The sequence below is a fragment of the Agromyces lapidis genome, assembly GCF_009749405.1.
GTDB lineage: Bacteria > Actinomycetota > Actinomycetes > Actinomycetales > Microbacteriaceae > Agromyces > Agromyces lapidis.
Genome location: NZ_WBIQ01000002.1, coordinates 293522 through 319038, shown reverse-complemented (window position 1 = coordinate 319038; position 25517 = coordinate 293522). Strand labels below are relative to the sequence as shown.

Genomic DNA, 25517 nt, shown 5'->3' with positions numbered 1-25517 from the left:
CAGGCGAACAGCTGAGACGACGTTCGTCCTGAGGAATGTCGGGACACAGAACCCGCCCGACCTGAGGCTCTTATCGGAGCGTCTGCTCACGGCGGGCGATCGGGATGAGCTTCGGAACCAGCCGGACGAACACGACCATGCCGACGAGCTCGATGAGGGTCTGTGTCACGACGGCGAGTGGCGCGATCGCGAGCTCGGCCGGGAGGGCGAGGGCGAGCGGGAGCACGACGAGCGAGTTTCGGGTGGCGCCGCTGAAGATCACGGCGCGGGTTTCGGGCACCTCGAGCCGGGCAAGTCGGCCGGCCGCGAGGCCGACGAGGAGCATGACGATGAGGAACGCGATGTAGAGCGGGACGACGCGCAGGAGGGTGAGGGCTTCGCTGCCGACGGCGGCGATCTGGGATCCGATCACGACCGCAAGGGTGAGCATCATGAGCGGCACCATCGCCCCCGCCATGACGTGTTCGATGGCGCGACCGGCGCGGTGCCGGCGGGCCACGGCTTGCACGATCGCGGCCGCAATGAGCGGGATGACGATGATGATCACGAACGCCTCGATGAACGGCTCGAGCTCGATGTGCGCGACCACCTCACCGCCGGCGAACACCCACAGGTACACGGGCAGCAGGAGGATCTGCAGCAGCATCAGGAGCGGGGTCGCGGCGAGCAGGCGCGCTTTCGCGCCGCCGGCGAGTCCGGTGAACACGATCACGTAGTCCACGCAGGGAGTAAGCAGAACGAGCAGCACACCGATCAACAGCCCACGGTCGTCGGCCACGAATTGGGAGAGCCCCCAGACGATCAGGGGGACGATGACGAAGTTCACGGCGAGCACGGTGCCCAGGAACCGGAGGTCTCGGAACGATCGGCCGACCTCGATTAGCGGGACGCCGAGGAACGTCGCGAACAGCAGCACCGCAAGCACCGGGTTCGTCGCGGCCGTGAGCACCGGGGCCGCGCCCGGTGCCAGGACGCCGAACACGCCGCCGAGGATGATCGCGGCAACGTAGAGAGCGACTTGGTGCCGGTCCCACCAGTCCACGAGTCGCTGCATCCGTTCAGCCTAGACAAGGCTTGACCTTCAAGCCGGTCGAAGCTTTAGCGTCGATGCCATGACCGAACTTGATTGGGCCCCAACCGCTTGCACGCTCCCGACCGTTGAGCGCCCGCTCCGCGAAAGGGAGTTCAGTGCCCTGTTCGCCAGCAGTCTTCGCGCGGTGCGCCAGGTGGATGGCGCCCGCGCCGACCTCATCCTCGATCCGGCGAGTGAGACGGTCGCCCGTGACCTCGCGGCGGGTGAGTCGTCGTGCTGCTCGTTCTTCACGTTCGAGTTCGAGTCGGCCGCGGACTCGCTCACGATGCGCATCACCGTGCCCGAGCAGCACACGGCCGTGCTCGAGGCGCTCGTCGCGGCCGCGACGCGTGACGCCGGACTGACGGCGGAGGGTGCGGCATGAAACGCGACAAGAGATCTCTCGCATCGACCGCCGCGGTCATCGGCGCTGCGGTGCTCGCCTGTGCGGCGTGCTGTGCCGGGCCGTTGCTGGCGATCGTCGGAAGCGTCGGCGCGGCGTCCCTCCTCGGTGCGTATTGGGTCCCCGGTCTCCTGGTGGTCGCCGTGCTCGCGGGGATCGTCGTGACGGTCCTGCTCGTCCGTCGGCGCCGTGCGAAAGCCTGTCGACTTCCCGCCAGCCGAGTTGACGTCGAGATCCAGCCGACGCGGAGCCAGGACGATGAGGCCGCGCTCAGCGGTGCCGGACTGAAAGCACCGTAGCGCCGGCCGGAGGCCGCACGGCCTCGTCGCCAGTGATCACGGAGCAGGCACAGGCGTCCGAGCAGACGCCGCCGGTCGCCGGCTCCGACAGGCGACCCTCGGCGCGCTGTAACTCATCGGAAAGCCGCACGAGCTCAGCGATCTGCGCCCGCGTCTCTGCCAATCGGGTGGCGACGACGGCCCGCATGTCGCGCTGCACGTGCTCACACAGGTCAGACTCCCGCGCAGCGACCAACTGCCGCACTTCCGCGAGGCCGAGGTTCAATCGCTTCGCACCCGCGATGAACGCCAATCGCTCCACCTCGACGTCGCCGTACCGCCGGTACCCGTTCGAACCACGCTCAGCCGGCTCGATCAACCCCGCCGACTCGTAATACCGGATCGTGCTCGCCGGCAGCCCGGTCCGCTCCGCCACCTCAGAGATACGCAACCCGCCCATAGGGCCACCGTAAACCTTCAAGTAGCTCGAAGCTCAACTCAGTCGGGTTCGCCTCGTTATCCGACGCCGGTCGGAAGAGCGGGACCCCGATCCAGCTTCGGCTAGCTCGGCATGTGAAGTCAGGAGGATGATGGAGAAGTGAACATCGAGCTCCTCTATATCGACGACTGCCCGAGCTGGCAGGAAGCAGGCAACCGCGTCAATGATGCATTGGCCGCTGCAGGACTCGATGACACCGAAATCACATATCGAGTTCTCAGAACGGCCGACCATGCCGCGGCCGTCAACTTCGCCGGCTCCCCGACGATTCTCCTCGACGGCAAGGATCTCTTCCCGTCGAACCCGCGAACGTCCGACCTGGCATGTCGGGTCTACGCAACCCCAAGTGGGCTAGCCGGGATGCCGACAACGGAACAGCTCGTCGAGGCATTGGTCTCGCGTGAGTAGCAACACGCCAGTTCCGTGCGGATGTTGCGGCAGAACCCTACCGCGACGAAAAGTGCACGCTCTCGGCGGCGGAACTGCATACGTGTGCCGCCGCTGCGGCCTCTGGATTGCGCTCCGCCTTCGCACCGACAAGCCCGAGTAGTAGTCATTCTCGGAGGTTCGCCAGCTGTTCCCGCCGAACACGCGACATTGGATCCGAGTACACACCGTCATGAGAATCGCGCCGTGACCACCGCGATGAGCGCGAGGCCTGCCATGACGAGGGCCATCGTCGAGTAACCGCCGACGGCGATCGCGATGACCGGGCCGAGGGCGGGGCCGAGTGCGGTGATCGCGGTGATGGGTGCGGCGAAGACGCCGTTGATGGTGCCGTAGTTTCGGACGCCCCACCGGTCGGCCACCGCGGAGCCTTGCACGAGGGTCTGCGCGCCGCGGACGGCGCCGGTGATGACGCCGACCACGATGAGGAGCCAGGGCGGGCCGGGCACGAGACCCATCAGGGCGAGCAGGAGTGCTGCGAGGCCCGAGGTGATCGCCAGCGGGATCCAAGGTGCGGTTCCGTGTGGGATGGCGACGTAGAGGAGTCGGCCGACTACCTGGCCGGCGCCGAGGAGCCCGAGTGCCCAGGCGGCGAGCTCGTAGCTCATACCCTTCTCCATGTAGAGCGGAATGATGGCAAGGGTGACGCTGAAGAGCGCGGCGGCAAGGGCGAGCATGGAGATCTCGAGCATCCAGAACCGGCGGGTGCGGATGACGGTCCCGACGTTGTGGACCTGCTCGCCGTCGTGCGCGGGTGGGAGCGGTGCCCAGGTGCGTTCGAGGAATATCCAATGCAGTGGCAGGGTCAGGGCGAGCAGGATGACCGCGAGGATGAGGAACGTCGCGCGCCAGTCCAGCACGGCCAGCAGACCCGCCACGACCGGCGCGAACACGGTCGAGGCGAGACCGCCCGCAAAGGTCAGGATCGTCATCGCACCCCGTCGGGCGTCGCCGTGGCGGCGGGCGATGACCGTGAACGCGGCTTGGTAGAGCACCGCAGACTGGGCGAGCCCGCAGACGACCCAGCCGAGCGTGAAGACGATGAGGTCGGGTGCAGCGCTCACGATGATCAAGCCGAGCGTTCCGACGACGGCACCGACGCTCATGATCAGGCGCGGTCCCCGATCATCCAGCCAGCGGCCGACGACGATACCCGCCGCGGCCGAGACGATGAGCCCGCCCGAGAAGCAGAGCGTGATGGTCGCGACGCTCCAGCCGGTCTCGTCCGCGATCGCGGGAGCGGCGATGATCAGCGCGTAATAGAGGATGCCCCAGCTGATGACCTGCCCGACGGAAAGCGCGGCAAGGCGGACTCCGAGCGGATGCGTCGACACGGCCTGCGTGGGGGCGGACTCAGCGTGAGGCGGTGACGTCGAGCAGTTGCGAGAGTTCCCCGAGGGCTCCCGGCACGAGCTTGTAATACGCCCAGGTTCCGCGCTTGCTGCGGCTCAGGAACCCGGCCTCCATGAGGATCTTCAAATGGTGCGAAACGGTCGGCTGGCTGAGGCCGACGGGTTCGGTGAGGTCGCAGACGCACGCCTCAGTGCCCTCGGATGCCGCGACGATGGACACCAGCCGGAGGCGGGTGGGGTCGGCCAGGGCTTTCAGCTTCTTCGCGAGGGTGTCTGCACGCTCCGCGTCCATCGCCTCGCTGGTCAGGGGCGTGCAGCACACGGCAGCGTCGGGCTGGATCACGGGCAGCAGCGTGGTGGACATGTCAGCCATCGTACTCCAATATTGACAAACATCGATGAAGTGGCCACACTCAATATCGAAGTTCATCGATGCCTGAGGAGGCGCCTGTCATGACGTTGATCGATCTCACCGTCCCGAGTCTGCAGCGACGTGGTCTCGACACCCTGCCGGTCGCGATCATCGGCGCCGGCCCGGTCGGGCTGGCCGCGGCGGCGAACCTCGTCGAACGCGGCATCGACTTCGTCGTGTACGAGTCGGGCGACCAGATCGGGTCCAGCATCCGGCAGTGGGGGCACACGCGGCTGTTCTCGCCGTGGAAGCACGTCGTCGACCCCGCCTCGCGTCGCCTGCTCGAAGCGACCGGATGGCAGCTCCCGGCGCCCGAGAGCCTTCCCACGGGCACCGAACTCGTCGAGCGGTACCTCGAGCCGCTCGCGGCGCTGGACGCGATCGCCGGCCGCATCCGCACCGGAATCCGGGTCGAAGCCGTCACTCGTCGGGGCATGGACCGCACTCGCACGGCGCGGCGTGCATCCACCCCGTTCCTGCTCCGCGCGACCACGCCCGACGGCGTCGAGGAGTTCACCGCGCGCGCCGTGATCGACACCTCGGGCACCTACGCGCACCCCAACAGCCTCGGCTCCTCTGGCTTGGACCCGCTGGGCCTGCCCGACGTGACCGACCGGGTCAGCCACGCCCTGCCCGATGTCCTCGGCCGCGAACGCCACCGCTTCGCCGGACGCCACACGACCGTCGTCGGCGCCGGGCACTCCGCCGCGAACACGCTCCTGGCCCTGGCGGAGCTCGCCGAGCAGGAACCTGAGACCCGCATCACCTGGCTGATCCGCAACGCGAGCGCCGTCCGCGTCACGACCTCCGACGACGACGGACTCGCGGCTCGGGCATCGATCGGTCGGCGCGTCGACGCCCTCGTGGCCGCCGGCCGCATCACGGTGCTCGACCGGTTCGAGATCGTGCGCCTCGGCCGCACCGATGACGGCGTCCGGCTCATCGGCGCGCGCGCCGGCGAGCTCGTCGAGCACGACACCGACCTCGTCGTCAGCGCCACGGGCTTCCGCCCCGACCTCCAGATGCTCCGGGAGATCCGCCTCGACCTCGACGAGATCGTCGAGGCGCCCAAGCGCCTCGCGCCGCTGATCGACCCGAACGTGCACACCTGCGGCACGGTCGAGCCGCACGGCTTCGCCGAGCTCACGCACCCTGAGCCCGGATTCTTCCTCGCCGGGATGAAGAGTTACGGTCGTGCGCCGACCTTCCTCCTCGCGACCGGGTACGAGCAGGTGCGTTCGATCACGGCCTGGCTCGCCGGCGACATCACCGCGGCCAGCAATGTCGAGCTCGTGCTACCCGAGACGGGTGTCTGCTCGACGAGCCTTGCGCCCGACGGGTCGTCCTGCGGCACGGGCGACGCCTCGACCGGCGCCTCGAGCTGCTGCTCGTGACATCCGTTCGGCCGATGGCGGCATCGGACTGGCCGGCCGTGCAGGCGATCTACGCCGCGGGTATCGGCACCGGCAACGCCACATTCGAGGCAGAACCGCCGAGCTGGCACGCCTTCGACCAATCCCGGGTGCCCGATGCCCGATTGGTCGCCTGTGACCCGGGTGGCAGCGTGATCGGATGGGCGGCGGCATCCCGGGTCTCGGCGCGTGAGGTGTACCGCGGCGTGATCGAGCACTCGATCTACGTCGACCCGGCCGCGCAGGGAACCGGCGCTGGACGGCAGTTGCTCGCCGCGTTCATCGAGACGACGAACGCGGCCGGCTACTGGATGATCCAGTCCTCGATCTTCCCCGAGAACGTCGCGAGCCTGACCCTCCACGAACGCGCCGGCTTCCGCACCGTCGGCCGACGCGAACGCATCGCACGCATGGGCTACGGCCCACACGCCGGTCGGTGGCGGGACACGATCCTCATCGAACTGCGGCGCGACGATGACGCAGAAGCGGGCGCGGGCGTCTGAGACCGAGCCCGCAATCCCGGACGTGCTCATCTGGGTGCCGCTCCGACGCGATGGGGGTTCGTGCGGCAGCGGTTACCCCTCGTCGAGCAGCTCTGATTGGATTCGCAGGGCCACGGCTTCGCGCAGTGGGCGAACGTTCTCGGTGCTCCAGTCCGTTGGGTCGGGGAACTTCCATTCGAGGAGCCGGCCCGAGGGAACCGCTGGAAGGTCGAGCCCTGGCTTCATCGCGATGACGATATCGGCGTGTTGGAGGTCGTCGACGGTGACTGCGCGAGGGGTCCGATCCGTGATGTCGAGGCCAAGCTCTGCGACGGTCGAGGCGATCGCCGGGTTCACCGTGTCGGCTGGCGAGAGTCCGGCAGACGTGATGGTGTAGCGGTCGCCGGCGAGGATTTCGAGGAGAGCGGCGCCGAGCTGGGAGCGGCCGGCGTTGTGCTGGCAGAGGAAGAGGACGGTGGGGTTGCTCATGTGGGTCTGCTGCTTTCGTGGTGGGTGCGGGTCCAGGTCTGCGTTGCGATTTGCACGGCGTCCCAAGGGGCGCCGAGCGGCGGTGTGTATGAGAGGTCGAGTTCGCTGATCTGGTCGACGGTGAGGCCTGCGAACAGCGCGGTCGCGTAGGTGTCGACACGCTTGGCGGTCTCGGTTCCGAGACGGCCGACGAGTTGTGCGCCGAGAAGGAGGCCGGTGCCGGTGTCGCCGGTGATCCGGATGTTGATGGGCTGGGCGCCCGGGTAGTAGCGCTTGTGATCGTCGGCAACGGTGCTGGTGCTTGCCGGGGAGTATCCGGTGGCGCGGGCTTCGTGCTCGCTGAGCCCGGTGCGGGCGGCGACGAGGTCGAAGACCTTGACGACCTGCGTCCCAACCGAGCCGGCGAAGTGAGTCCTGCCGCCGACCGCGTTCTCCCTGGCCACCCGGCCCTGCTTGTGCGCGGTGGTACCGAGCGGGAGGTAGGTGCTGCCAAGGAGGCGATGGTGGGTGGTGACGCCGTCACCCGCGGCGAAGACGTGCGGGAGTCCGGTGCGCATCGATTCATCGACGCGGATCGCGCGGCCGGCGCCCAGGGTTGCGCCGGCTCGGACGAGGAGGTCGGTGTTGGGCTGGACGCCGACGACGAGAAGCACGATTTCGGCGACTCGGGTGAGCGGCGTTCCATCGTGGAGGGCGTGTACGGCGAGTCCGGTGGCGGTTTTCTCGATCGATGCGACGGTCGTGCGGGTGAGCACTTCGACGCCGCGCTCGGTGAGCTCGGCGTGCACGAGGGCGCCGAGTTCGGGGTCGAGCGTGCTGAGCACTTCTGCCCCGCGTTGCAGCTGGGTGACGTGGAGGCCACGGACGGTGAGGGCTTCGGCCATTTCGAGGCCGACGTATCCGGCGCCGACGATGATCGCGGTCTGTGGATCATGTTCGTCGAGGTAGCGCTCGAGCGCGAAGGTGTCTCCCATTGAGTGCAGGACGTGTACGCCGTCACGAGAGGTGAGCGTTTCGAGGCCCGTGATGCCGACGCTCGAAGGGAGGGCGCCGGTGCCCACGATCAGCTCGTCGTACGCGATGTGGGAATGCAACCCGTCCTCATCGCGAACGACGAGCTGCTGCGCTGCCACGTCAATGTCGGTCGCGAACGTGTTCAGGCGCAAACGCATCCCAGTGGCTTCGAGGTCGGCGTGTGTGCGGTGGGCGAGGGACTGCCAGGGATGGACCTCGCGGGAGAAGTAGTACGGGATGCCGCAGATCGAGAAGTTCGGGTATGAATCGGCCACGACCACGGTGACGTCGGCGCTCGGGTCGAGTTCGCGGGCGCGCAGCGCAGCGGAGATACCCGCGTCGCTCCCACCGATGATTACGACGTGCATCAGAGGAGGCCCCTCGAGTCAGCCGGGCTTTGAGTCAGAGCGGTCCGACCAGGTCGCTGACAGAACGGAGACGCTGAACGAAGGAGAAGCACGGTATGTACGGTACCTGCCTTCGGCGTTCTGACATAGACTTCCATCTATGAATTCGACGGCCGAAGGCACTCGAGAGCTCCGGCTCGTGGCCGACCCGACGCGCGGACACATTCTCCGGAGCATCTTGGCTGCACCCGACGGTCGCGTGCTCGTGGGCCGCCTCGCCGAGGAGCTCGAGCTCAGGCAGCCGACGGTCAGCCATCACGTGAAGGCGCTGATGGACGAGGGGCTGCTGACTCGCGAACCGGACGGGCGACGGACCTGGTACTCGCTGGCCCCGGCTCATGCCGATCGCATCGCCGAAATGCTCGGCAGGCCAACGTCCGAGGTGGCCGTCGATCCGATCCTCGACCGCGTCATCCGGGACCTCAGCGAACGCTTCCGAGGCGTCTTCGGCAGAGAGACGGTCGAGAGATACGTCCGCGAGAGTTACGAGCTTCTCGCAGCACGACCCGTCCCGGGTCCGAGGGTGCCCTCGCTGACGGCGCAGTTCGCAGCCGACCGCCTCGAGGCACTGGCTCGCGCTGACGCCTCGCCGAACACGAACGTACCCGAGGTGCTGTTCGTGTGCGTGCAGAACGCCGGACGCTCGCAGATGGCTTCGGCGATCCTCCGACATCTGGCCGGCGACCGGGTGCACGTGCGAACCGCGGGCTCGGACCCGGCGAGCGAGGTGCGCAGCTCGGTCCTCACCGCACTTGACGAGATCGGCGTCCCATTGGCCGGTGAGTACCCGAAACCGTTGACGGACGAAGTCGTCCGCGCAGCTGATGTCGTCATCACGATGGGCTGCGGCGACGCATGCCCGATCTACCCGGGCCGCCGCTACCTCGACTGGGACCTCCCCGACCCGGTGGGCAAGCCCCTCGCCGAGGTGCGGGATATCCGGGACGACATCGAGCGCCGCATCCGCGAACTGCTCGCCACCCTCGAAGATCGACAGGACTGATGACCACAGACGAATCGCCCCGGCCAGATACCGCCCCACTCGCACGTCGCCTGGTCGCCGAATTCCTCGGCACAGGACTTCTCGTCGCAATCGTCGTCGGCTCAGGCATTGCCGCATCCGAGCTCTCACCGGACGACGTCGGCCTCCAGCTCCTCGAGAACAGCCTCGCGACGACGCTCGGCCTCGCGGTGCTGATCGCCGTGCTCGCACCGCTCTCAGGTGCGCACTTCAACCCGGTTGTGTCGCTGGCGGACTGGTTCCTGGCCCGACGTACCGGCACGCCCGGATTCCCGGCTCGCGACATCGGACCGTACATCGTCGCGCAGGTGGTTGGCGCCATCGCCGGCGCTCTCCTGGCGAACGCCATGTTCGGCGTGCCCACCGCGATCTCGTCGACCGATCGGGCAACGCCATCCACGCTGCTGGCCGAGGTCGTCGCGACCGCCGGGCTCGTCTTCGTGATCTTCGCGCTCGTTCGAGCTGGCAACACGCGCATCATCCCGGCAGCGGTCGGGGCGTACATCGGTGCGGCGTACTGGTTCACCAGCTCCACCTCGTTCGCCAATCCGGCCGTCACCATCGGTCGTGTCTTCTCCGACACGTTCGCCGGCATCGCCCCGGTGTCCGTCGCGCCGTTCCTCGGCGCGCAGCTCGTCGGCGGTTTGATGGGCATCCTTCTCGTGAGCATTCTCTTTCCGGGCCGCATACCGGTCGTCGCCGACGCAGACCTGGACGGCACGAACAGGAGACTCGGAATAGCCAAACCATAGATTTGCGTCTATCATTAGCGGCATGACTACTGAAAAGCCCGCGGTCCTGTTCGTCTGCGTCCACAACGCGGGTCGCTCGCAGATGGCCGCCGGTTACCTCCGTGAACTCGGTGGCGGCCGTGTCGACGTCTTGTCCGCGGGCTCGGAGCCGAAGGACCAGATCAACCCCGTCGCCGTCGAGGCGATGGCGGAAGAGGGCATCGACATCGCCGGCAACACTCCGAAGATCCTGACCGTCGACGCTGTGAAGGAATCGGATGTCGTGATCACGATGGGCTGCGGCGACGCGTGCCCCATTTTTCCCGGCAAGCGGTACGAGGACTGGGAACTCGAAGACCCTGCGGGCAAAAGCATCGAGACGGTGCGCCGTGTCCGCGATGACATTCGGGGCCGCGTCGAGGCCCTCCTCGCTGAGATCGCGCCGGCCGCGTAGCCATGTCCGGACTCGACACCTCCGGTCGGCGGGGTATGCCAGGTATCAGCTATCCGGAGCGCTACCTTCACGATCTCGCGCTCCAATTGACCGAGCGCTTCGACGGCACCTTCAACGGCGAAACGGTTGAGCGGTACGTGCTCGAGTCGTACACCGCCCTACTGCGCACCGCGACCGTCAAGGCTCACCTCACCAACAACGTCCGACGATTCGCGACCGACCGCTTGACTGCCCTCGCCCAGGCGAAAGGCGCGCTCGCCCACGATGTGCCGGAGGTGCTGTTCGTCTGCGAGCAGAACTCCGGCCGTTCCCAGATGGCAGCTGTGCTGACGCACAGCATCGCCGGTGATCGGGTGCACGTGCGATCGGCGGGTTCGATGCCGGCCGCCGAACTGAATCCTGCCGTGGTGGTGGTGCTCAACGAACTTGGGCTCGACTCGAGCCGAGAGTTCCCGAAGCCGCTGACCGATGACGTGGTGCAGGCCGCAGATGTCGTGGTCACGATGGGTTGCGGTGACGCGTGCCCGATCTATCCGGGCAAGCAGTACCTTGACTGGCACCTCGATGACCCTGAGCATCTCGTGCTCGATGACGTCCGGCGGGTCCGCGAGGAGATTCGTGCCCACATCGAAGACCTGCTGCAGACCTTGGAGGTCGTTTCATGAGCGAGCAGTCCATTGAGAACGTCGTCGTGATCGGCTCCGGCCCGTCTGGATACACAGCGGCCGTGTACCTCGCCCGCGCCGGCCTGTCTCCCGTCGTGCTCGCGAGCTCGGTCGAAGCCGGCGGCGCCCTGGTCACCACGACCGAAGTCGAGAACTACCCCGGCTTCTCCACGGGCATCATGGGCCCCGAACTCATGGACCAGATGCGCGAACAGGCCGAACGCTTCGGCGCCCGCATCGTCTACGACGACGCCACCGAAGTCGAACTCACCAGCGCAGTCAAGACCATCCGCACCATCAACGGCGTCGAATACCGCGCCCACGCCGTCGTCCTCGCGATGGGCTCGGCCTACCGCAAGCTCGGCATCGAGGGCGAGGAACGGCTGACGGGCCGCGGCGTCTCCTGGTGCGCGACCTGCGACGGGTTCTTCTTCAAGGGCAAGGACATCGCCGTCGTCGGCGGCGGCGACTCCGCGCTCGAGGAGGCCATGTTCCTCACTCGCTTCGCCGACTCCGTCACCCTCGTGCATCGCCGTGACTCGCTCCGCGGCTCGCGCATCATGCAGGAACGCGCCTTCGCCAACCCGAAGATCCGCCCCTACTGGAACGCGGAAGTCATCGCCGTCGAAGGCGACGACGGCCTCGAGCGTCTCCGACTCCGCGACACCACGACCGGTGAGGATGCCGCGCTCGACGCGACCGGATTGTTCATCGCGATCGGGCACGACCCGCGCAGCGAGCTCGTCGCCGGCCAGGTCGACCTCGACGACGACGGCTACGTGAAGGTGGCACATCCGTCGACCCACACGAACCTCAAGGGCGTCTTCGCGTGCGGTGACCTGGTCGACAAGCGTTACCGTCAGGCCATCACGGCCGCAGGCACCGGATGCGCCGCGGCCCTCGACGCCGAGCACTACCTCGCCGCGCACGGGCTCGCCGAGCCGGTGGAGGAACAAGCAGCGATCATCCTCGAGACGTCCTAGGACATGGGCAGGGTCACGGCCGCGATCGCGGCATCGTCGCGTGGGTCCGACGGCCGGGGCGTGGCCGCTCCGGTAGAATTCGACATATGGGTGCCCGTCCGCTCCGGATCCCGCAGGGACAGCCGTCCACGGCGCTCGACCGGGAAGCTGCAGAATCGCTTGCTCGTACCCTTCGTGCGATCGCAGATCCGACCCGCTTGCAGCTCCTCAGCCTCATCCGAAGCAGTCCCAACGCAGAAGCGACCGGGGGCGAACTCGCCGATCGCTTGCAGCTCACGCAACCGACGGTCAGCCATCACCTGCGAATCATGGTCGACGATGGTCTTCTCGTCCGCGACCAGCGCGGCAAGCATGTCTGGTTCTCCGTGGTCGCGGATCGCGCGACGGAGATCGACGACCTGCTGCGGTGACGTATGAGCGCGCCCGGCTCGCCTGGACCTCTGGATGCGGCATCAGCAGAGAGCCGCGCCATACAGATCACGGCGCTCGCAGACCCGGTTCGACTCCGCTTGCTGAGCATCCTCGCAAGCGATCCAGATCGGCCCTGGAGCCCGACAGAGTTGGGGGCGCAGCTTGAAGTCGACGCCGGATCCGTCCTCGCGCACCTCGGGGTGCTGGAAGAGTCTGGGTTGCTGGTGCCACGGCCCGGGGCGTCTGCATCCCAGTTGATTCCGTCCGCTGAGGCGTGGGTTCGGTTTGGACGCCTTCTCGCGGGAAAACCCATCTATGAACCGGTGGAACCCGCCGGTGGAGAGATCGACGTGAGCGCACTCCCGTCGGTCATTCAGCGCATCGCAGATCGTCTCGCCTACCGGTTCAGCGCCCAGTTCTCGCGGGAGACGGTTGAGCGGTATGTCGCTGAGAGCTACCAGTTGCTGTACTCGCGGGCGAAGACGACTCGGCATCTTCCGTCGTTGACCAGCAGGTTTGCAACTGACCGGCTCGGTGCCCTTGCGTCAGCGCAAGGATTCGATCTGACCGGCGTCCCGGAGGTGCTCTTCGTCTGCGTGCAGAACTCGGGCCGTTCTCAGATGGCGGCCGGGCTGCTCCGCACCCTCGCCGGCGAGCGTGTGCATGTCCGGACCGCCGGTTCCAAGCCGGCCGACGCGATCGATCAGGTGGTGGCGGAGGCGCTCGGAGAGATCGGCGTCCCGACCGTTGCGGAGTTCCCCAAACCGTTGACCGATGAGGTCGTGCAGGCCGCTGACGTGATCGTCACCATGGGTTGTGGCGACGCGTGCCCGGTATATCCAGGGCGCCAATACATGGACTGGAAGATCCCGGACCCGCTCGGCCTGCCGATCGACGAGGTCCGCCGCATCCGCGATGAAGTCCGGACGCATGTCGAAGCGCTGATGGCGAGTCTCGATCTCCGGTGAGGACTACTCGGCAGCGATCCGATATCCGATGCCGCGAATCGTCTCGAGAACCTTCGCCGAGCCTGGAGAGGCCGCTGCGAACTTCTTCCGCACACGGGTCACGAGGACGCGGGTAGCGGAGATACTGCCTTCGTCATAGGTGGTCAGGGCACGAGTGAGTTCCTCGACGCTGACCACTCGAGGTGAAGCCAGCATCAGGTGGTGCATGCACAGGAACTCGCGTGCGGTGAGCGGCACCGTGCGCCCGTTGATCGTGCATTTGAACGCCTGCGGATCGACGAGCAATCTGCCGATCTCGATCGGGCGCGCGGTCACATCTGATCGGATTCCGCACGCGCGGACAGCCGCGACGAGCTGGTCCGCCCGGCACGGCAAGGCGAGAATCGATCGCGCACCCCGATCGATGGCCTCATAGGCAAGGTCGGTGGCCCCCGCATGACTGGCGATGCCGACGATCACAGGGACTTCGCTCCACACCGTCATCGCTTCGATGAAACTGAGGAAGTCGACGTTGATCATGTCGGTCGGGGCGACGATCGCGGCTGGCTCCTCGAGCCTGACGGCCAGGAGGGCGCCGATGGCATCGCTGTAGCCCTGGATCTCGAATCCGTGGGTTTCGAAGGACTCCGCAGGATAGCCCGGAGAGGATCGGGATTCGATGAACAGGACGCGAGCCGGCCACCGGGGGGCGCCGATCGAGTGCTTCGACGCTCCAGGGTGCGCGTACGCGAAATCGTTCGCGAGGGACGCGGTGGCCTGCCCTGGGCTGACGGTGCTCATCCGAAACGACCGGAGATGTAGTCTTCGGTGCGCTGATCGTTCGGATCCTCGAAGATCTGGGTCGTGGTGCCGTACTCGACGAGCACTCCAGTGCGTGCCCCGGTCCCCTCCGACACCTGAGCGGTGAAGAATGCGGTGCGGTCCGCGACCCGTGCTGCCTGCTGCATGTTGTGCGTGACGATCACGATCGTGTACTGCTCCCGCAACTCCTGCATGAGGTCCTCGATGCGCATGGTCGCGATGGGGTCCAGCGACGCGCACGGCTCATCCATCAAGATCACGTCCGGGCGTACGGAGATCGCTCGGGCGATGCAAAGACGCTGCTGCTGCCCACCTGACAGGCCGATGGCCGACTGCTTGAGCTTGTCCTTGACCTCGTCCCAGAGCGCCGCGCGGGTGAGCGACTCCTCGACGAGGTCGTCCATGGACTCCACCTTCATGCCGGTGACCCGGGGCCCATAGGCGATGTTGTCGTAGATCGACTTCGGGAAGGGGTTGGGCTTCTGGAACACCATTCCGATGCGACGGCGAACCTCGATCGGGTCGACGCCCTTGCTGTAGATGTTCTCGCCGTGGAAGAGGATCTCACCGTCGACTCGGGCGCCGTCGATGAGGTCGTTCATGCGGTTGAGTGAGCGTAGAAGGGTCGACTTGCCGCATCCGGACGGGCCGATGAGTGCGGTGATCTCGTGGAGGCCGAATTCGAGGTTCACTTCGGTCACGGCGCGGAAGTCACCGTAGTAGACGTCCACGTTCTCGACGCGCATGATGGGCCGGGCGATGTAGTCGGGGACCTGGCCGGGGTGCGTGGCGTGCAGGTGCATGGGTGCGTTGTCGGGAGCGCTGGCCATGTGGATTACCACCGTTTCTGGTATCGGTTGCGGATGAAGATGGCGAGCCCGTTCATGAGGAGCAGGAGGCCGAGGAGGAGAATGCTCGCCGCGGCGGCGAGTTCGTGGAACCCCTCCTGCGGGCGCCCCGTCCAGTTGAAGATCTGGATCGGGAGGGTCGTGAAGCCGCTGAGCAGGCCATTGGGGTCGAAGCTGACGAACACGAGCGCGCCGAGAAGCAGGAGCGGTGCCGCCTCGCCAAGCGCGCGCGAGAGGGCGAGGATGGAGCCGGTCGCGATACCCGGTACCGATGCCGGGAGGACCTGTCGCCAGGTGGTCTGCCACTTGGTCGCGCCGAGGGCAAGAGAGCCGTCGCGGATCTCAGAGGGCACCGCGCGGATCGCCTCGCGGGTGGCGATGATGATCACCGGAAGGATGAGCAGGCTCAGGGCAAGCGCGCCGCCGATGACGATGTTCTTGTCACGCACCCCGATCAGCGCGAGGAACGCGAGAGCGAGCAGACCGTAGACGATCGAGGGAACCGCGGCGAGGTTCTGCACGTTCAGCTCGATGATCCGGTTGAACCAGTGCTTCTTGTCGGCGAACTCCTCGAGGTGCAGCGCGGCGGCGACACCAAGGGGGATGGTGAGCAGCGCCGTGGTGGCGATCACCCAGATCGACCCGAGAATCGCCGGGCGTGCACCGGCACGGTCGGGAGAGGAGGACGGGTACTCGGTGAACAGCGGCATCCCGAACCGGCTCCCGCCCTCGAGGAGGAGGTTCACGATGAGCGTGAGGAGAAAGATCACCGCGACCGCAAGGCTGAGCCAGAGCACGATCAGGAAGATGAGCGGGCCGGCTCGACGCTCACCGTGTGCCTTGCCGGTCTTGAGGGGCATCGTCGGCGCACCGGCGAGGGAGTCCTGGAGTGTTCGCATGGTCAGTAGGCCTGTCGGAATCGGCGGACGAGTCGGATGCTGATGAAGTTCACGATCAGCGTGATCAGGAACAGAAGCAGGCCGACGGCGTAGAGCGTGTCGTACTCGAGCGAGCCGACCCGGGAGTCGCCGAGAGCAGCGTTCGCGATGAATCCGGTCATGGTTTGCCCCTGCTCGAGGGGTCCGGTGACGATGCGAGCCTGGCTGCCGGCAGCGATCGCCACGATCATCGTCTCGCCGACGGCGCGGGAGATGCCGAGGACGACGGCGGCCATAACGCCGGAGAGTGCAGCGGGAAACACGACGCGCAGGCTGGTCTGCATGCGGTTCGCGCCGAGCGCGAACGAGCCCTGACGAAGCGACATCGGCACGGCCGACATGGCGTCCTCAGAGATGGACGCCACGGTTGGGATGATCATGACGCCCATGACGAGGCCGGCCGCGAGGACGCTGAACGCGCCGGTGTCCAGCCGCAGCCATTCACGGAACACGGTCGTCTGGATGAACTGGAGTGCGAAGAGCCCATAGACGACGGTCGGAATTCCCGCGAGCAACTCGAGGATCGGCTTCAGCGTGTTCCGTACCCTCGGGCGCGCGTACTCGGAGAGGAAGATCGCGGCGCCGAGGCCGAGCGGCACGGCGACAAGCAAAGCGATCGCAGTAGTCCAGAGCGTGGCGGTGACAAGCGGGATGACGCCGAAGGATGCATCCGCGAATCGCGGCGCCCATCGATCGCCGAAGAGGAAGTCGAAGACCTGCACTTCGCGGAAGAATCCGATGGCGGGCACCAGCAGGGCGATGACGATGCCGATGGTGGTGAGGACCGCGACGGCTGCCGCGAGACGGAGCACGAGCTTGATGACTGCCTCGCCTGGCCGTGCACGCCCTGCGAGCGATGACCGAGGCGGGCGGCCCGACGGAGTCGTCGGGCCGCCCGTGCTGGCGGTCGTGGTGGCCTCGGTGTCCGAGGCCGTGGTGTTGGCCAGCATCAGCGTCGTCAGCCGAGGGTCGCGAGCTCGTCCTGAGCCGTGGTCTTCTGCTCCTCGGTCAGACCGATGAAGAGCGCCGCCTCGGCGACCTCGGCCTCGGACTCGACGTAGAAGTCGACGAACGACTTGACCTGCGGCTTCTCGGCGTACGAGGCGTTGTTCACGTAGATGAACAGTTCGCGGCCGAGGGGCGAGTAGGTGCCGTCCTGCACGGTCTCCGCGGTCGGAGCGACGCAGCCTGCACCGCCGTCGACCTCGACAGCCTTCATCGAGTCGGGGTTCTCCTCGACGTACGAGAGACCGAGGAACCCGATCGCGCCCTCATCACCCGCGACACCCTGCACGGTGATGTTGTCGTCCTCGGAGGGGCTGTAGTCCGTGCGGATCGCGCCCTCTTCGCCGTTGATCGCGTCGGTGAAGTAGTCGAACGTGCCCGAATCGGTGCCGGCACCGAACAGCGCGAGCTCGAGGTCGGGGAACGACGGGTCGACCTGGTTCCAATTCGTGACCGTGCCCTCGGCCTCCGGGCCCCAGATGGTGTTGAGCTGTTCGACGGTCAGGCACTTGGCGAAGTCGTTCTCGGGGTTCACGACGACTGAGAGGCCGTCGTTCGCGATGACGATCTCGGTGTACTCGATACCGGCCTCTTCGCAGAGGGTGATCTCTTCGTCCTTGATCGGGCGTGAGGCGTTGGAGATGTCTGTCTCCTCGGCGCAGAACTTTGCGAACCCGCCGCCGGTGCCGGAGGTGGCGACCGTGACGTTGACGTCGGGGGCTTCGTCGCGGAAGAAGTCCGCGGCGGCCTCCGTGAGCGGGGCGACGGTCGATGAGCCGTCGGCGACGACTGAGCCGCTGACCCCTCCATCGGCCGAGTCGCCGCCGGCGGCGGGCTGTCCGCCACACGCGGTGAGAACAAGGGCGGCGACAGCGATGGTGGCGCTGAGCCCCGCGAGCTTGAGAGAACGGTAAGACACTGTGATCCTTCCGGGAGAGGATTTCGCCTCATCGATGAATGTGATGCCGGTCGAACCCGGCACAACATATAGAAGGTCGTCTAAATGAACGCGTGGTGAACGGCAGCTTTCTGTTCGTCTACATGTGCGCGACCGTCTCCAACTCGGTCGGATGGGAGGTGGTGACTCACGGATCTGCTCCCGATGTCCGGCCCGCTATGGGACGTCAGCAAGCGGATTCGCTGGGACGCCCGATTGCCGGTCGGGCTGCGGGCTGCCGCTGGCGATTCAAGTTCACGCAAAGAGGCTTGAGGCGGCCCGTTTACCCCCGCCGGATGAAGACGCACGCACGGGGACGCCAACCGCAACACGGTATCGGGGTAAACCTTGCCTCGATCCCGTCGCTCGCCAGCCTCGTGGCCGCGCGGCACCTCGAGCACCCACGCACATTCGCGTCGAGCGGCGTGACGAAGGGCTCGCACCGTCGGATTATTCGAGTGCGCCTCCCAGCTCGAAGAACAACTGCGCGCCACCGAGCCGGTATCGTCGCAGGGCCCTGCGACCGAGGTGAGCGTCCCAAACTGCCCGACACACGGACGAGGCATCCGGCCCCGACTTGGTCGGCTCGGATCGTTCGCTGACGTGGTCCCGCCGCCCCGATCTTGTGCCAAATCTGTGCCATTAATGTGCCATTAAGTGTGGGAAAACGAACTGAAACCAACTGTGACCATTCAGAAGAATCCCTGATCAGCGCGATATCATGTCCATAAGAATTGAGCAAAAACCGCCCAGGCTCACTGAAAATCGAAAGGTCACCGGATCGATGCCGGTCGGAGCCACCATCGAACCCTCCGGGAGACCGGGGGCCTTCTGCTCTCCGCCGCCGACCACTCGCGACCCACGCCGGCCCTGCGATGGTCGATCACTCGTCGCCGCTCGGCGACGGGCTCAACTCGAGCAGCCCCTTGAGGTCGGCCCGACCCTCGACGCGACCGTCGAGCTGGTCCTGCAGTGATCGCTCGAGGCTGTCGATGCTGAACGACGACAGGGCCCAGCCGAGCGGCGGCACCACCGTCGGCTTCGTCGATGGGGCGACCGCGACGAACTGCGCCGGAAGCGCCGCCTGCACCGAGGCGAGCGCCTCGGCGCAGGCCGCTGCCCGTGTCTCGCCCGCCTCGGCACGCGACGGGCACACCTGCGAGAACGCGGTCGAGATGCGCTGCACCCAGCTGCTCTTCGCGGTCAGCGTCGATTCGGCCGCCGTGCCGACCAGGGGCACCAGCGGTTCCGCCGAGACGCCGCGCAGATCGTCGGCGAGGTCGTAGCCGGCCGAGTTCTGGGCGAAGACGAGGATCGGCACGAGGAACGCGTCGCGCTGCCCGGTGGCGTTCCTCTCGCGCACGGTGGAGGCGATGAGCGGCGCGAGATCGGCGGCGGTGCCGAGGCCCGATCCTTCGGCATAACCTCCATCGATGAGCTGCCGGGTCGTGAACCCGCAGGCACCCGCGTCGTCGCCGTCGGGGTCGCCGAGTCGACCGGCGGGCGTGATGATGGGAAAGCGCGCCGACAGCATCGCCGCCGAGGCCCAGTCGAGCGAGCGCACGCACGCGTCGAGCATCGGAATGGTCGCCGCCGGCGCACCGGTCGGCTGTGCGCACCCGTCGCCGTCGCCGACGATCGGCAGCCGGGTGACCGGCACCCGGCATTTCGACGCGGCATCCGTCGAGTTGAGGATGGGTAGCCCGACCACGGGATCCGCGAACATGCGCGCCGGCTTCTTCAACGCCTCGATATCGTGCTGCCAGGTGAGCTCGATGAGGCCCGCCCGGTCGCGCCAGCCGAACTCGCCGCCGACGAGCGAGGGCACTCGCACCCCGGTCGCCGAGGCCACCATGTCGCCCACCAAGAGGCCGGTCACGCCGGTCGCGACCGTGTCGGGCGAAGCCACGTCGAGCAGCGCGGCCTTGGCATCGACTCGACTGGCAGCGGTGTGCGTGAGGGCCAGCCCGACTGAACCGCCGCTGACTCCGCTCGAGAGCAGCGTCGACTTCGCGAAGCATCCGCCCGATCGCTGCAGCTCGTCGAGCACGCGAGTGGTCCAATAGGCGGCGCGGATGCCTCCGCCTTCGGCGACGAAGATCACGACGGGGATCGCCGAGGACTCGGCGAGAGTGCAGTGCTGGAGGCCGAGACGTTGCACCTGCGCCGTGAGGGCGCGCTCGAGGTCGTCGAAGGCTTCGGGGTCATCCGCGACGCTCGTGCGCGAGGTGTCCTCCGGCGCATCGGAGCCCGGGCGCCCACCACCGCCATCCGATGCCGACGTGACGCTGCTGCCCGCCTGCCGCACGGCGTGGAGCGATGGGTCGCCCCAGTGCACCTGGGCGAACACGGTCGCGGCGACCAGCGGGATCGTGATCGCGAGCGTGAGCACCGGCGTAGCCCGCAGGCGCATCCGCAGGAAGACCTCGGGCGGGAGGTAGTCCTGCAGGGCGAGCGTGAAGGCGCCGAGCACCGCACCCCACGCGCTGAGCGCGATGACCGTGGTGGCGACGGCACCGATGAAGGTCGCGATCTGGATCGGCCAGATCAGGAGCGCGAAGAGCAGTGCGACTCCGACGGCCATGATCCCCCAGAGGCGACGACGGTGCCAGCGCCACGTGTGCCAGCTCGACGAGGTTCGGCGCTCGCGAAGCGAGATCTTCGGGGCGGGCACCTCAAGCGACTCGGTCGGGTCGGCCCACTTGGGCGCCCTCGTGAGGAGGAGCATCAGCCACGGCGACGCGATGGCGACGGCCACGCCGACCGCGAGGGCTCCGACCGCCCACGACCAGATGCCCCAGTCGGGTGCGGTGTCGGCCACCGCGACCGGGCCGAGGAAGACCGGACCGGTGAGGGAGCGCACGAGCCCGAGTCCGGCGATCGCCCAGAGCAGCACGGCGATCACATCGCCCGTGAGCCAGGCGTATTGCGCCCGCACTCGCGCGTCGGGGCGCGCCTCCGGCTCAGGCGCCCCTTTCGGAAGCAACGCGAGGAGGAAGACCGCGATCGGGATCGCCAGGAACACCGCGGCGCCGGGCCAGTGGATCGCCCAGTCGCCTGCGGTGATGACGGAGTACAGCACGACGACGAGCCAGATGACCACCGGGATCGCCCACCATGCGAGGGACGTGGTGACCGGTGCACGGAACCGTTTCAACTCCCGCACGTTGACGTCGATGAAGGCGCGCGTGCGCGCGCGCCCCAGCCCGAACGCCGCGAAGGAGGCGATCGCGATGCTGAGGGCGGCGATCAGACCATGGCCCCAGGCGCCCGTGGTGACCCATTGGCGCTGGATGTCGGGCAGCTGGTCGAGCACGCCGTCGAACGGGAGGCAGGAGACGAGGAAGAGGGTCGCCACGAGCACCGCCGAGAGGCGGTGCAGCCAGAACGCCTGGGCGAGCCGGCGCAGCACCGCCCACGTCAGGTGCCGCACCTTCGGATCGCGCGCGAGCGCGACGAGGAGGAGCGCGAGGGCCACCCACTTCGCGAGTGCCGCACTCGCGACCAGGACTGGCAGGATCCCCTCTTCGGAGAGTCCGATGCCCAGGACGAGCGATCCGCCGCCGAGGAGGAGCAGCACGTTCTCGGCGCCGTCCGCGATGAGCAGCACGATGAGGAAGCCCAGCTGCGTCGGCCGACGGTCGGCCGTGACGCGCTTCGAATCGATCAGCATCAGGAAGAACCGGGCGTAGGCGTAGATGAAGGCGACGTCGATCAGCGCCGAGGCGATGATCCATCCGCCCACCGAGCCTCGCGTCGCCGCGTTGTCGAACCAGATCTCCCACGAGGCTCGATCCGAGAACGACAGGGGCCCGATCACGCCCGTGAGCGGTGCGCTGCTTCCGCGCAGTTCTTCACCGGTGCCGAGGCTGCCCGCGATGAGCCGGTCGATCTCGGCGAGCGCGATCAGTGCGACGAGGGTGAGCGTGACGAGACGGAGGAGATCGACGGCGTGCGCGCGCCACTTGCCGACCCACTTCGTGATGTCGGCGATGTCGCCCGGGATGCCGCTGCCGCCATCGCCTCCGACGTCGACATCGTCGCCGGCGTCAGGGTCGCTTTCGGTGTCGTTCGCGATCGTGTCAGCCATCGTCGTCGCCCCCGCTCAGACCGATACTGCTGCTACTGCCGATACTGCTGAGGAAGACTCAGAGTTAGATAGCCCCAGTTCGAGGGTTGCGGCGACGTTCACGTCGGCTCCGATGCAGGAACGGCGCCGCGAGCGGACTCGCGACGCCGTTCCTGCAGTGCGACCCCACTCAGGCCGGGGTGAGCGCCCCGATCTCGAGCACGCTCGAGCCGTCGGCGCAGACCTCGAACGGAGCAGCGGCGACGACGCCGGGCCCGGCACCGTCGGAGGTGATGTACGCCCGCACGTGGTCGGCGGTGATCGCCTCGCAGCTCAACGACTTGGGAGTGAGGGCGGTGGCGAACACGGTGGCGACATCGCCGTTCGCGAGGACGAACGGCTCGTCGTCCTCCCCGACCGCCCACGACGAGCCGATGCGGGTTCCGTCGGCCGCCTCCACGACCAGTCCGGGCCATCCCCACATCGCACAGGGCGTCTCGCTCGCGTTCGTGAAGACGAGCTCGAACGCCTCCGCGCCGTCGGCCGAGCGATCGGGCCGCGAGACGAACTCGAGGCTCAGCTGCTCGTCCTGGCACTTGACCGGCTGCGGCTCAGGCTCGGGCTGCGGCTCGGGCTCGGTCGGCGTGGTCACCTCACCGGGTGCGCCGTGGAGCGCGGTCAGCGATCCGAGCGACAGCGTCCAGGTTCCGTCGATGCAGACCGGGAGCTGCACGTCGTCGACGATGCCGCCGCCCGCGCCGTCCGACGAGATGTAGGCGCGCAGACGGTCGGAGGTCGCCTCGGCGCACCCGATCGCGGCGGGAAGCTCGGCCGTGCCCTCGGCGACGGCACGGCCGCCGTTCGGGGGCACCACGGCCAGCGTGCTCGTCGTTCCCGAGGCGAGCGCCCAGGTCAGGGTCGCGCCCTCGGCGTCCTCTGCGACGAGACCCGGCCACCCGTCGAACGAGCACGGCTGCGACGCGGTGTTCGTGAAGACGAGGTCGAAGGCGTTCGTCGTCGATGTCGAGCGGTCGGGGCGCTCCACGTAGTCCATGGTGAGCTGCACGTCTTCGCAGTGGACGGGGCCGGCCGGTGCGGCGCGGTCGTTCTGCTGCACCTGGGCTGCCGCCTGCCCCCGATTCGCGTTCGCCGCCGTCACTGCGGCGGAGGTCGCGCGGGCGTCGGCCGTCACGATGTCGACGGCCGGCGATGCCGCGGCAGGCGCGGATGCTGCGGCCGGCGTCTTCGCGCCGCCGACGTCGAGCGCGCCCGCGACGAGCGCTGATCCCCCGGTGAGCATCACCGTCAACGCCACGCCGGCGACCGCTTGGAACATCACCCTCTTGGTGTTCATGTCGTTCCCTTCTGCGCCGCCCGTTCAGGCGGCTCGAGGGGGACGCTAGCATATGGGCAGATATCTTCCTATAGGAAGTCCGATATCTTCCTATACGTCTCGGGGATATCTTCCTATACTGGCTCCATGCCACGCAGACGAGAAGGCCGACTGGTCGACCTCGAGGTCGACATCCTCGGCGCGGGTATCGAACTTCAGGCCGACGGCGGCGACTTCTACGGATTCGCTCTCGCGAAGCGCATCGCCGACCGTTCCGGAGCCTCGGCACTCACCGCCCACGGCACGCTCTACAAGGCGCTCGGTCGCCTCGCCGAGCGCGGCCTGGTCGAATCCGAGTGGGAGGATCCCGCGATCGCCGCGGCAGAAGGCCGCCCACGACGGCGGCTCTACCGGGTGACCGGCGCCGGCGTGGCCGCGTGTCGCACCGAGACCGAGCAGCGCACCGCGCCTGCACCCAGCCCCCGGTCGGCGTTCGCATGAGCGACGCCAGGCTCGAGCCCGAGGGAGCGCTCGAAGCCGACCGAGCACTCGGGCTCGAGGCATCCGCTCGCCCGCTGCACCCCGCGGCCGGGCGCATCGACGCCGCCGTGATCGGCTGGTGCCGCTGGTACACCGCCGACCTGCCCGACGAGGTCGCCGCCGGTCGTCGGGCCGAGCTCGCCTCCGACCTCTTCGAGGAGCGCGCGCACTCGGGGGCGGGCGCGACCGCATCGATCCTCGGCCGGGCGATCCGCGGCATCCCCGCCGACCTCGCCTGGCGCGGCGCTCGTCTGCGCGGCGGCGCGCTCGGTGCCCCGCGGGGCACGTTCCCGCTCGCGATGCCGGCGCTCGCGCACCTCGCCGCGATCGCGCTCGTGGCATGGGGTGTGTTCGTCGTCTGGCGGGTTGCGCGCAGCGTGCTGCTCGGCGACTGGCACGGCGCGGCCGACGTGGCCGAGCTCACGGCGGTGGGCCTCGTGCTCGCCCTCGTCGGTTCGTGGCTGCTCATGGTCGCGCGACATCGCGGCTTCGCGGGGCTCGTGCTCGCGGTCGCGGCCTATCTGCTCATCCGTTTCGGCACGTACGCGCTCGTCGACACGAGCGTGACGTTCACCGAGTTCTTCGCGTCGTCGACCGCGCAGATGGTGCTCTTGAACCGGGTGGCGACGGGCGCGGCGGTGCTCTTCTTCCTCTCGATGAGCGCGTGGTGGGCGGCACCGACGCCCGCTGCCCCCGAGCCCGACGAGGGGTCGCGATGAACCTCAGACGACTCTTGGCCCCCCTCGCGATCGGCGGCCTCGTCGTGTGCGCCGCCGCCGCCGGGCTCACCGTCGCCGGTGCGTACGGAGTCGCGCCGTTCGAACCGCCGTTCGGCGAGGTCCAGTCGGCGGGTGTGTCGGGCGGGCTCGACGCCGCCGCGGCGAGCGCATCGACCGACGACGATGTCGTGGTCGTCGAGCCGTTCAGCTCTGAGCTCGAGTCGACCGAGGAGCGCTCGGAGTACATGGGCCGCGAGCAGGTCATCGCCGAGTGCATGAGCGGGCAGGGCGTCGAGTACCTGCCCGCCGCGCCATGGCTGAACCAGAACAAGCAGCCCAGGGGGCTGAGCTTCGAACAGTCGGTCATCTGGTTGAACGCCTACTACGGCGAGCAGCGCGACGGCTGGTCGGTCCCCGCTTCCGAGTGGGAGCGACGTGGATGCCTCGGGGTCGGCGATCACGCGGTCGCCGTCGCACGCGCAGCAGGGACCCCGCTGTCAGCGCCCCTGCCCGAGCCCGACCCCGAAGCACTCACCTGGGAGGAGGCCGCCGCGGTCTACCAGGCAGAGGTCGACGCGTGCATGACCGAACACGGCTTCGGCGTCGATGACGACGGCACCGCCGCGTGGGAGCTCGCGATGTGGGGCGACACCGGCGCAGGGGCCGCCTATCGCTGGGAGGATGCGGGGTGCGCGGGCTACGCCACCCATGTCACCGGCAACGACAACATGCACTGACCTGGCGCCCGCGACACCGAGCTCGACGCTCGCAGCTCCGCCGCCCTGCAGGCGTCGAACTCCCCGCGATCAGCGGTCGCTTCGGCGCCG

General features: G+C 67.9%; 28 protein-coding genes. 15 read left to right on the top strand and 13 right to left on the bottom strand.

Annotated features, from left to right (window positions below; translation table 11 throughout):
• Positions 1-70 precede the first annotated feature (70 nt).
• Positions 71-1054: an arsenic resistance protein gene (locus tag GQQ93_RS04650; protein ID WP_157423070.1), complete on the bottom strand. Its 984-nt coding sequence runs from the start codon at positions 1052-1054 to the stop codon at positions 71-73.
• 163 nt (positions 1055-1217) lie between these two features.
• On the opposite strand from GQQ93_RS04650, the gene GQQ93_RS04645 reads away from it, so the two are divergent.
• Both GQQ93_RS04645 and GQQ93_RS04640 read left to right on the top strand, forming a co-directional pair.
• Positions 1218-1457: a hypothetical protein gene (locus GQQ93_RS04645; protein ID WP_212277253.1), complete on the top strand. Its 240-nt coding sequence runs from the start codon at positions 1218-1220 to the stop codon at positions 1455-1457.
• Complete coding sequence (locus tag GQQ93_RS04640; RefSeq protein ID WP_157423068.1) at positions 1454-1774, top strand: hypothetical protein; 321 nt, start codon at positions 1454-1456, stop codon at positions 1772-1774. Before GQQ93_RS04645 ends, GQQ93_RS04640 begins: the two co-directional genes overlap by 4 nt.
• Here the strand turns inward: GQQ93_RS04640 and GQQ93_RS04635 are convergent.
• Positions 1746-2213 (bottom strand): MerR family transcriptional regulator, encoded by a 468-nt coding sequence (locus tag GQQ93_RS04635; protein ID WP_157423067.1) that lies wholly within the window; start codon positions 2211-2213, stop codon positions 1746-1748. The two genes, GQQ93_RS04640 and GQQ93_RS04635, sit on opposite strands and share 29 nt — an antisense overlap.
• A gap of 138 nt (positions 2214-2351) precedes the next feature.
• Between GQQ93_RS04635 and GQQ93_RS04630 the strand changes: the two genes are divergently transcribed.
• Entirely contained in the window at positions 2352-2660 is a 309-nt protein-coding gene (locus GQQ93_RS04630; protein ID WP_157423066.1) for a thioredoxin family protein, read from the top strand.
• A 209-nt stretch (positions 2661-2869) separates the two neighbouring features.
• Here the strand turns inward: GQQ93_RS04630 and GQQ93_RS04625 are convergent, their stop codons facing one another.
• Together GQQ93_RS04625 and GQQ93_RS04620 are read right to left on the bottom strand one after the other, a co-directional pair.
• Positions 2870-4033: an MFS transporter gene (locus tag GQQ93_RS04625; RefSeq protein WP_170296125.1), complete on the bottom strand. Its 1164-nt coding sequence runs from the start codon at positions 4031-4033 to the stop codon at positions 2870-2872.
• Positions 4034-4052: 19 nt separating this feature from the next.
• Positions 4053-4415: an ArsR/SmtB family transcription factor gene (locus GQQ93_RS04620; protein WP_212277252.1), complete on the bottom strand. Its 363-nt coding sequence runs from the start codon at positions 4413-4415 to the stop codon at positions 4053-4055.
• A gap of 89 nt (positions 4416-4504) precedes the next feature.
• Between GQQ93_RS04620 and GQQ93_RS04615 the strand changes: the two genes are divergently transcribed.
• Together GQQ93_RS04615 and GQQ93_RS04610 are read left to right on the top strand one after the other, a co-directional pair.
• The gene (locus GQQ93_RS04615) at positions 4505-5857 is read left to right on the top strand and encodes an NAD(P)-binding domain-containing protein (RefSeq protein ID WP_157423063.1); all 1353 of its coding nucleotides are present in this window, start codon (positions 4505-4507) and stop codon (positions 5855-5857) included.
• Between the two features lie 14 nt (positions 5858-5871).
• On the top strand, positions 5872-6378 hold the full coding sequence (locus GQQ93_RS04610; protein ID WP_212277251.1) for a GNAT family N-acetyltransferase: 507 nt from the start codon (positions 5872-5874) through the stop codon (positions 6376-6378).
• Between the two features lie 72 nt (positions 6379-6450).
• Here GQQ93_RS04610 and GQQ93_RS04605 read toward each other — a convergent pair whose 3' ends face one another.
• Positions 6451-6846 (bottom strand): arsenate-mycothiol transferase ArsC, encoded by a 396-nt coding sequence (locus tag GQQ93_RS04605; RefSeq protein WP_157423061.1) that lies wholly within the window; start codon positions 6844-6846, stop codon positions 6451-6453.
• Positions 6843-8228 (bottom strand): FAD-dependent oxidoreductase, encoded by a 1386-nt coding sequence (locus GQQ93_RS04600; protein WP_157423060.1) that lies wholly within the window; start codon positions 8226-8228, stop codon positions 6843-6845. The genes GQQ93_RS04605 and GQQ93_RS04600 overlap by 4 nt, the downstream gene beginning before the upstream one ends.
• Before the next feature lie 178 nt (positions 8229-8406).
• Between GQQ93_RS04600 and GQQ93_RS04595 the strand changes: the two genes are divergently transcribed.
• From GQQ93_RS04595 to GQQ93_RS04565, 7 genes are all read left to right on the top strand, one after another.
• Complete coding sequence (locus GQQ93_RS04595) at positions 8407-9270, top strand: metalloregulator ArsR/SmtB family transcription factor (protein ID WP_246192085.1); 864 nt, start codon at positions 8407-8409, stop codon at positions 9268-9270.
• Positions 9270-10040 carry an MIP/aquaporin family protein gene (locus tag GQQ93_RS04590; protein ID WP_157423058.1) on the top strand — a complete coding sequence of 257 codons (771 nt, stop codon included), beginning with the start codon at positions 9270-9272 and terminating at the stop codon, positions 10038-10040. The genes GQQ93_RS04595 and GQQ93_RS04590 overlap by 1 nt, the downstream gene beginning before the upstream one ends.
• 22 nt (positions 10041-10062) lie before the next feature.
• Positions 10063-10473, top strand: a complete 411-nt coding sequence (locus GQQ93_RS04585) for an arsenate reductase ArsC (protein WP_157423057.1) — start codon at positions 10063-10065, stop codon at positions 10471-10473.
• Positions 10474-10475: 2 nt separating this feature from the next.
• The gene (locus tag GQQ93_RS04580) at positions 10476-11138 is read left to right on the top strand and encodes an arsenate reductase ArsC (RefSeq protein ID WP_246192083.1); all 663 of its coding nucleotides are present in this window, start codon (positions 10476-10478) and stop codon (positions 11136-11138) included.
• Positions 11135-12121 (top strand): thioredoxin-disulfide reductase, encoded by a 987-nt coding sequence (trxB, locus tag GQQ93_RS04575; RefSeq protein ID WP_157423056.1) that lies wholly within the window; start codon positions 11135-11137, stop codon positions 12119-12121. The genes GQQ93_RS04580 and trxB overlap by 4 nt, the downstream gene beginning before the upstream one ends.
• Positions 12122-12207: 86 nt before the next feature.
• On the top strand, positions 12208-12531 hold the full coding sequence (locus GQQ93_RS04570) for an ArsR/SmtB family transcription factor (RefSeq protein WP_157423055.1): 324 nt from the start codon (positions 12208-12210) through the stop codon (positions 12529-12531).
• A 3-nt stretch (positions 12532-12534) separates the two neighbouring features.
• The gene (locus tag GQQ93_RS04565; RefSeq protein WP_157423054.1) at positions 12535-13500 is read left to right on the top strand and encodes an arsenate reductase/protein-tyrosine-phosphatase family protein; all 966 of its coding nucleotides are present in this window, start codon (positions 12535-12537) and stop codon (positions 13498-13500) included.
• A 3-nt stretch (positions 13501-13503) separates the two neighbouring features.
• On the opposite strand, the gene GQQ93_RS04560 is transcribed toward GQQ93_RS04565, so the two are convergent.
• The 7 genes from GQQ93_RS04560 to GQQ93_RS04530 all read right to left on the bottom strand — a co-directional run bounded on the left by GQQ93_RS04560 (position 13504) and on the right by GQQ93_RS04530 (position 23452).
• Positions 13504-14280 carry a winged helix-turn-helix transcriptional regulator gene (locus GQQ93_RS04560; RefSeq protein WP_157423053.1) on the bottom strand — a complete coding sequence of 259 codons (777 nt, stop codon included), beginning with the start codon at positions 14278-14280 and terminating at the stop codon, positions 13504-13506.
• Entirely contained in the window at positions 14277-15047 is a 771-nt protein-coding gene (gene pstB / locus GQQ93_RS04555; RefSeq protein WP_246192126.1) for a phosphate ABC transporter ATP-binding protein PstB, read from the bottom strand. Before pstB ends, GQQ93_RS04560 begins: the two co-directional genes overlap by 4 nt.
• Before the next feature lie 89 nt (positions 15048-15136).
• Positions 15137-16048, bottom strand: coding sequence for a phosphate ABC transporter permease PstA (pstA, locus tag GQQ93_RS04550; protein WP_157423051.1), 912 nt, complete (start codon positions 16046-16048; stop codon positions 15137-15139).
• Between the two features lie 2 nt (positions 16049-16050).
• Positions 16051-17037: a phosphate ABC transporter permease subunit PstC gene (gene pstC, locus GQQ93_RS04545; RefSeq protein ID WP_157423050.1), complete on the bottom strand. Its 987-nt coding sequence runs from the start codon at positions 17035-17037 to the stop codon at positions 16051-16053.
• 8 nt (positions 17038-17045) lie between these two features.
• The gene (locus tag GQQ93_RS04540) at positions 17046-18011 is read right to left on the bottom strand and encodes a PstS family phosphate ABC transporter substrate-binding protein (protein WP_157423049.1); all 966 of its coding nucleotides are present in this window, start codon (positions 18009-18011) and stop codon (positions 17046-17048) included.
• A 901-nt stretch (positions 18012-18912) separates the two neighbouring features.
• Positions 18913-22119, bottom strand: coding sequence for an ABC transporter permease family protein (locus GQQ93_RS04535; protein WP_157423048.1), 3207 nt, complete (start codon positions 22117-22119; stop codon positions 18913-18915).
• Positions 22120-22288: 169 nt separating this feature from the next.
• Positions 22289-23452, bottom strand: a complete 1164-nt coding sequence (locus GQQ93_RS04530) for a DUF4232 domain-containing protein (RefSeq protein WP_157423047.1) — start codon at positions 23450-23452, stop codon at positions 22289-22291.
• A gap of 126 nt (positions 23453-23578) precedes the next feature.
• On the opposite strand from GQQ93_RS04530, the gene GQQ93_RS04525 reads away from it, so the two are divergent.
• Genes GQQ93_RS04525 through GQQ93_RS04515 form a run of 3 tightly spaced genes read left to right on the top strand, consistent with a single transcriptional unit; the run spans position 23579 to position 25427 of the window.
• Positions 23579-23932, top strand: coding sequence for a PadR family transcriptional regulator (locus GQQ93_RS04525; protein WP_157423046.1), 354 nt, complete (start codon positions 23579-23581; stop codon positions 23930-23932).
• Complete coding sequence (locus tag GQQ93_RS04520) at positions 23929-24690, top strand: hypothetical protein (protein ID WP_157423045.1); 762 nt, start codon at positions 23929-23931, stop codon at positions 24688-24690. The genes GQQ93_RS04525 and GQQ93_RS04520 overlap by 4 nt, the downstream gene beginning before the upstream one ends.
• Positions 24687-25427 (top strand): hypothetical protein, encoded by a 741-nt coding sequence (locus GQQ93_RS04515; protein ID WP_157423044.1) that lies wholly within the window; start codon positions 24687-24689, stop codon positions 25425-25427. Before GQQ93_RS04520 ends, GQQ93_RS04515 begins: the two co-directional genes overlap by 4 nt.
• Positions 25428-25517: the final 90 nt, after the last annotated feature.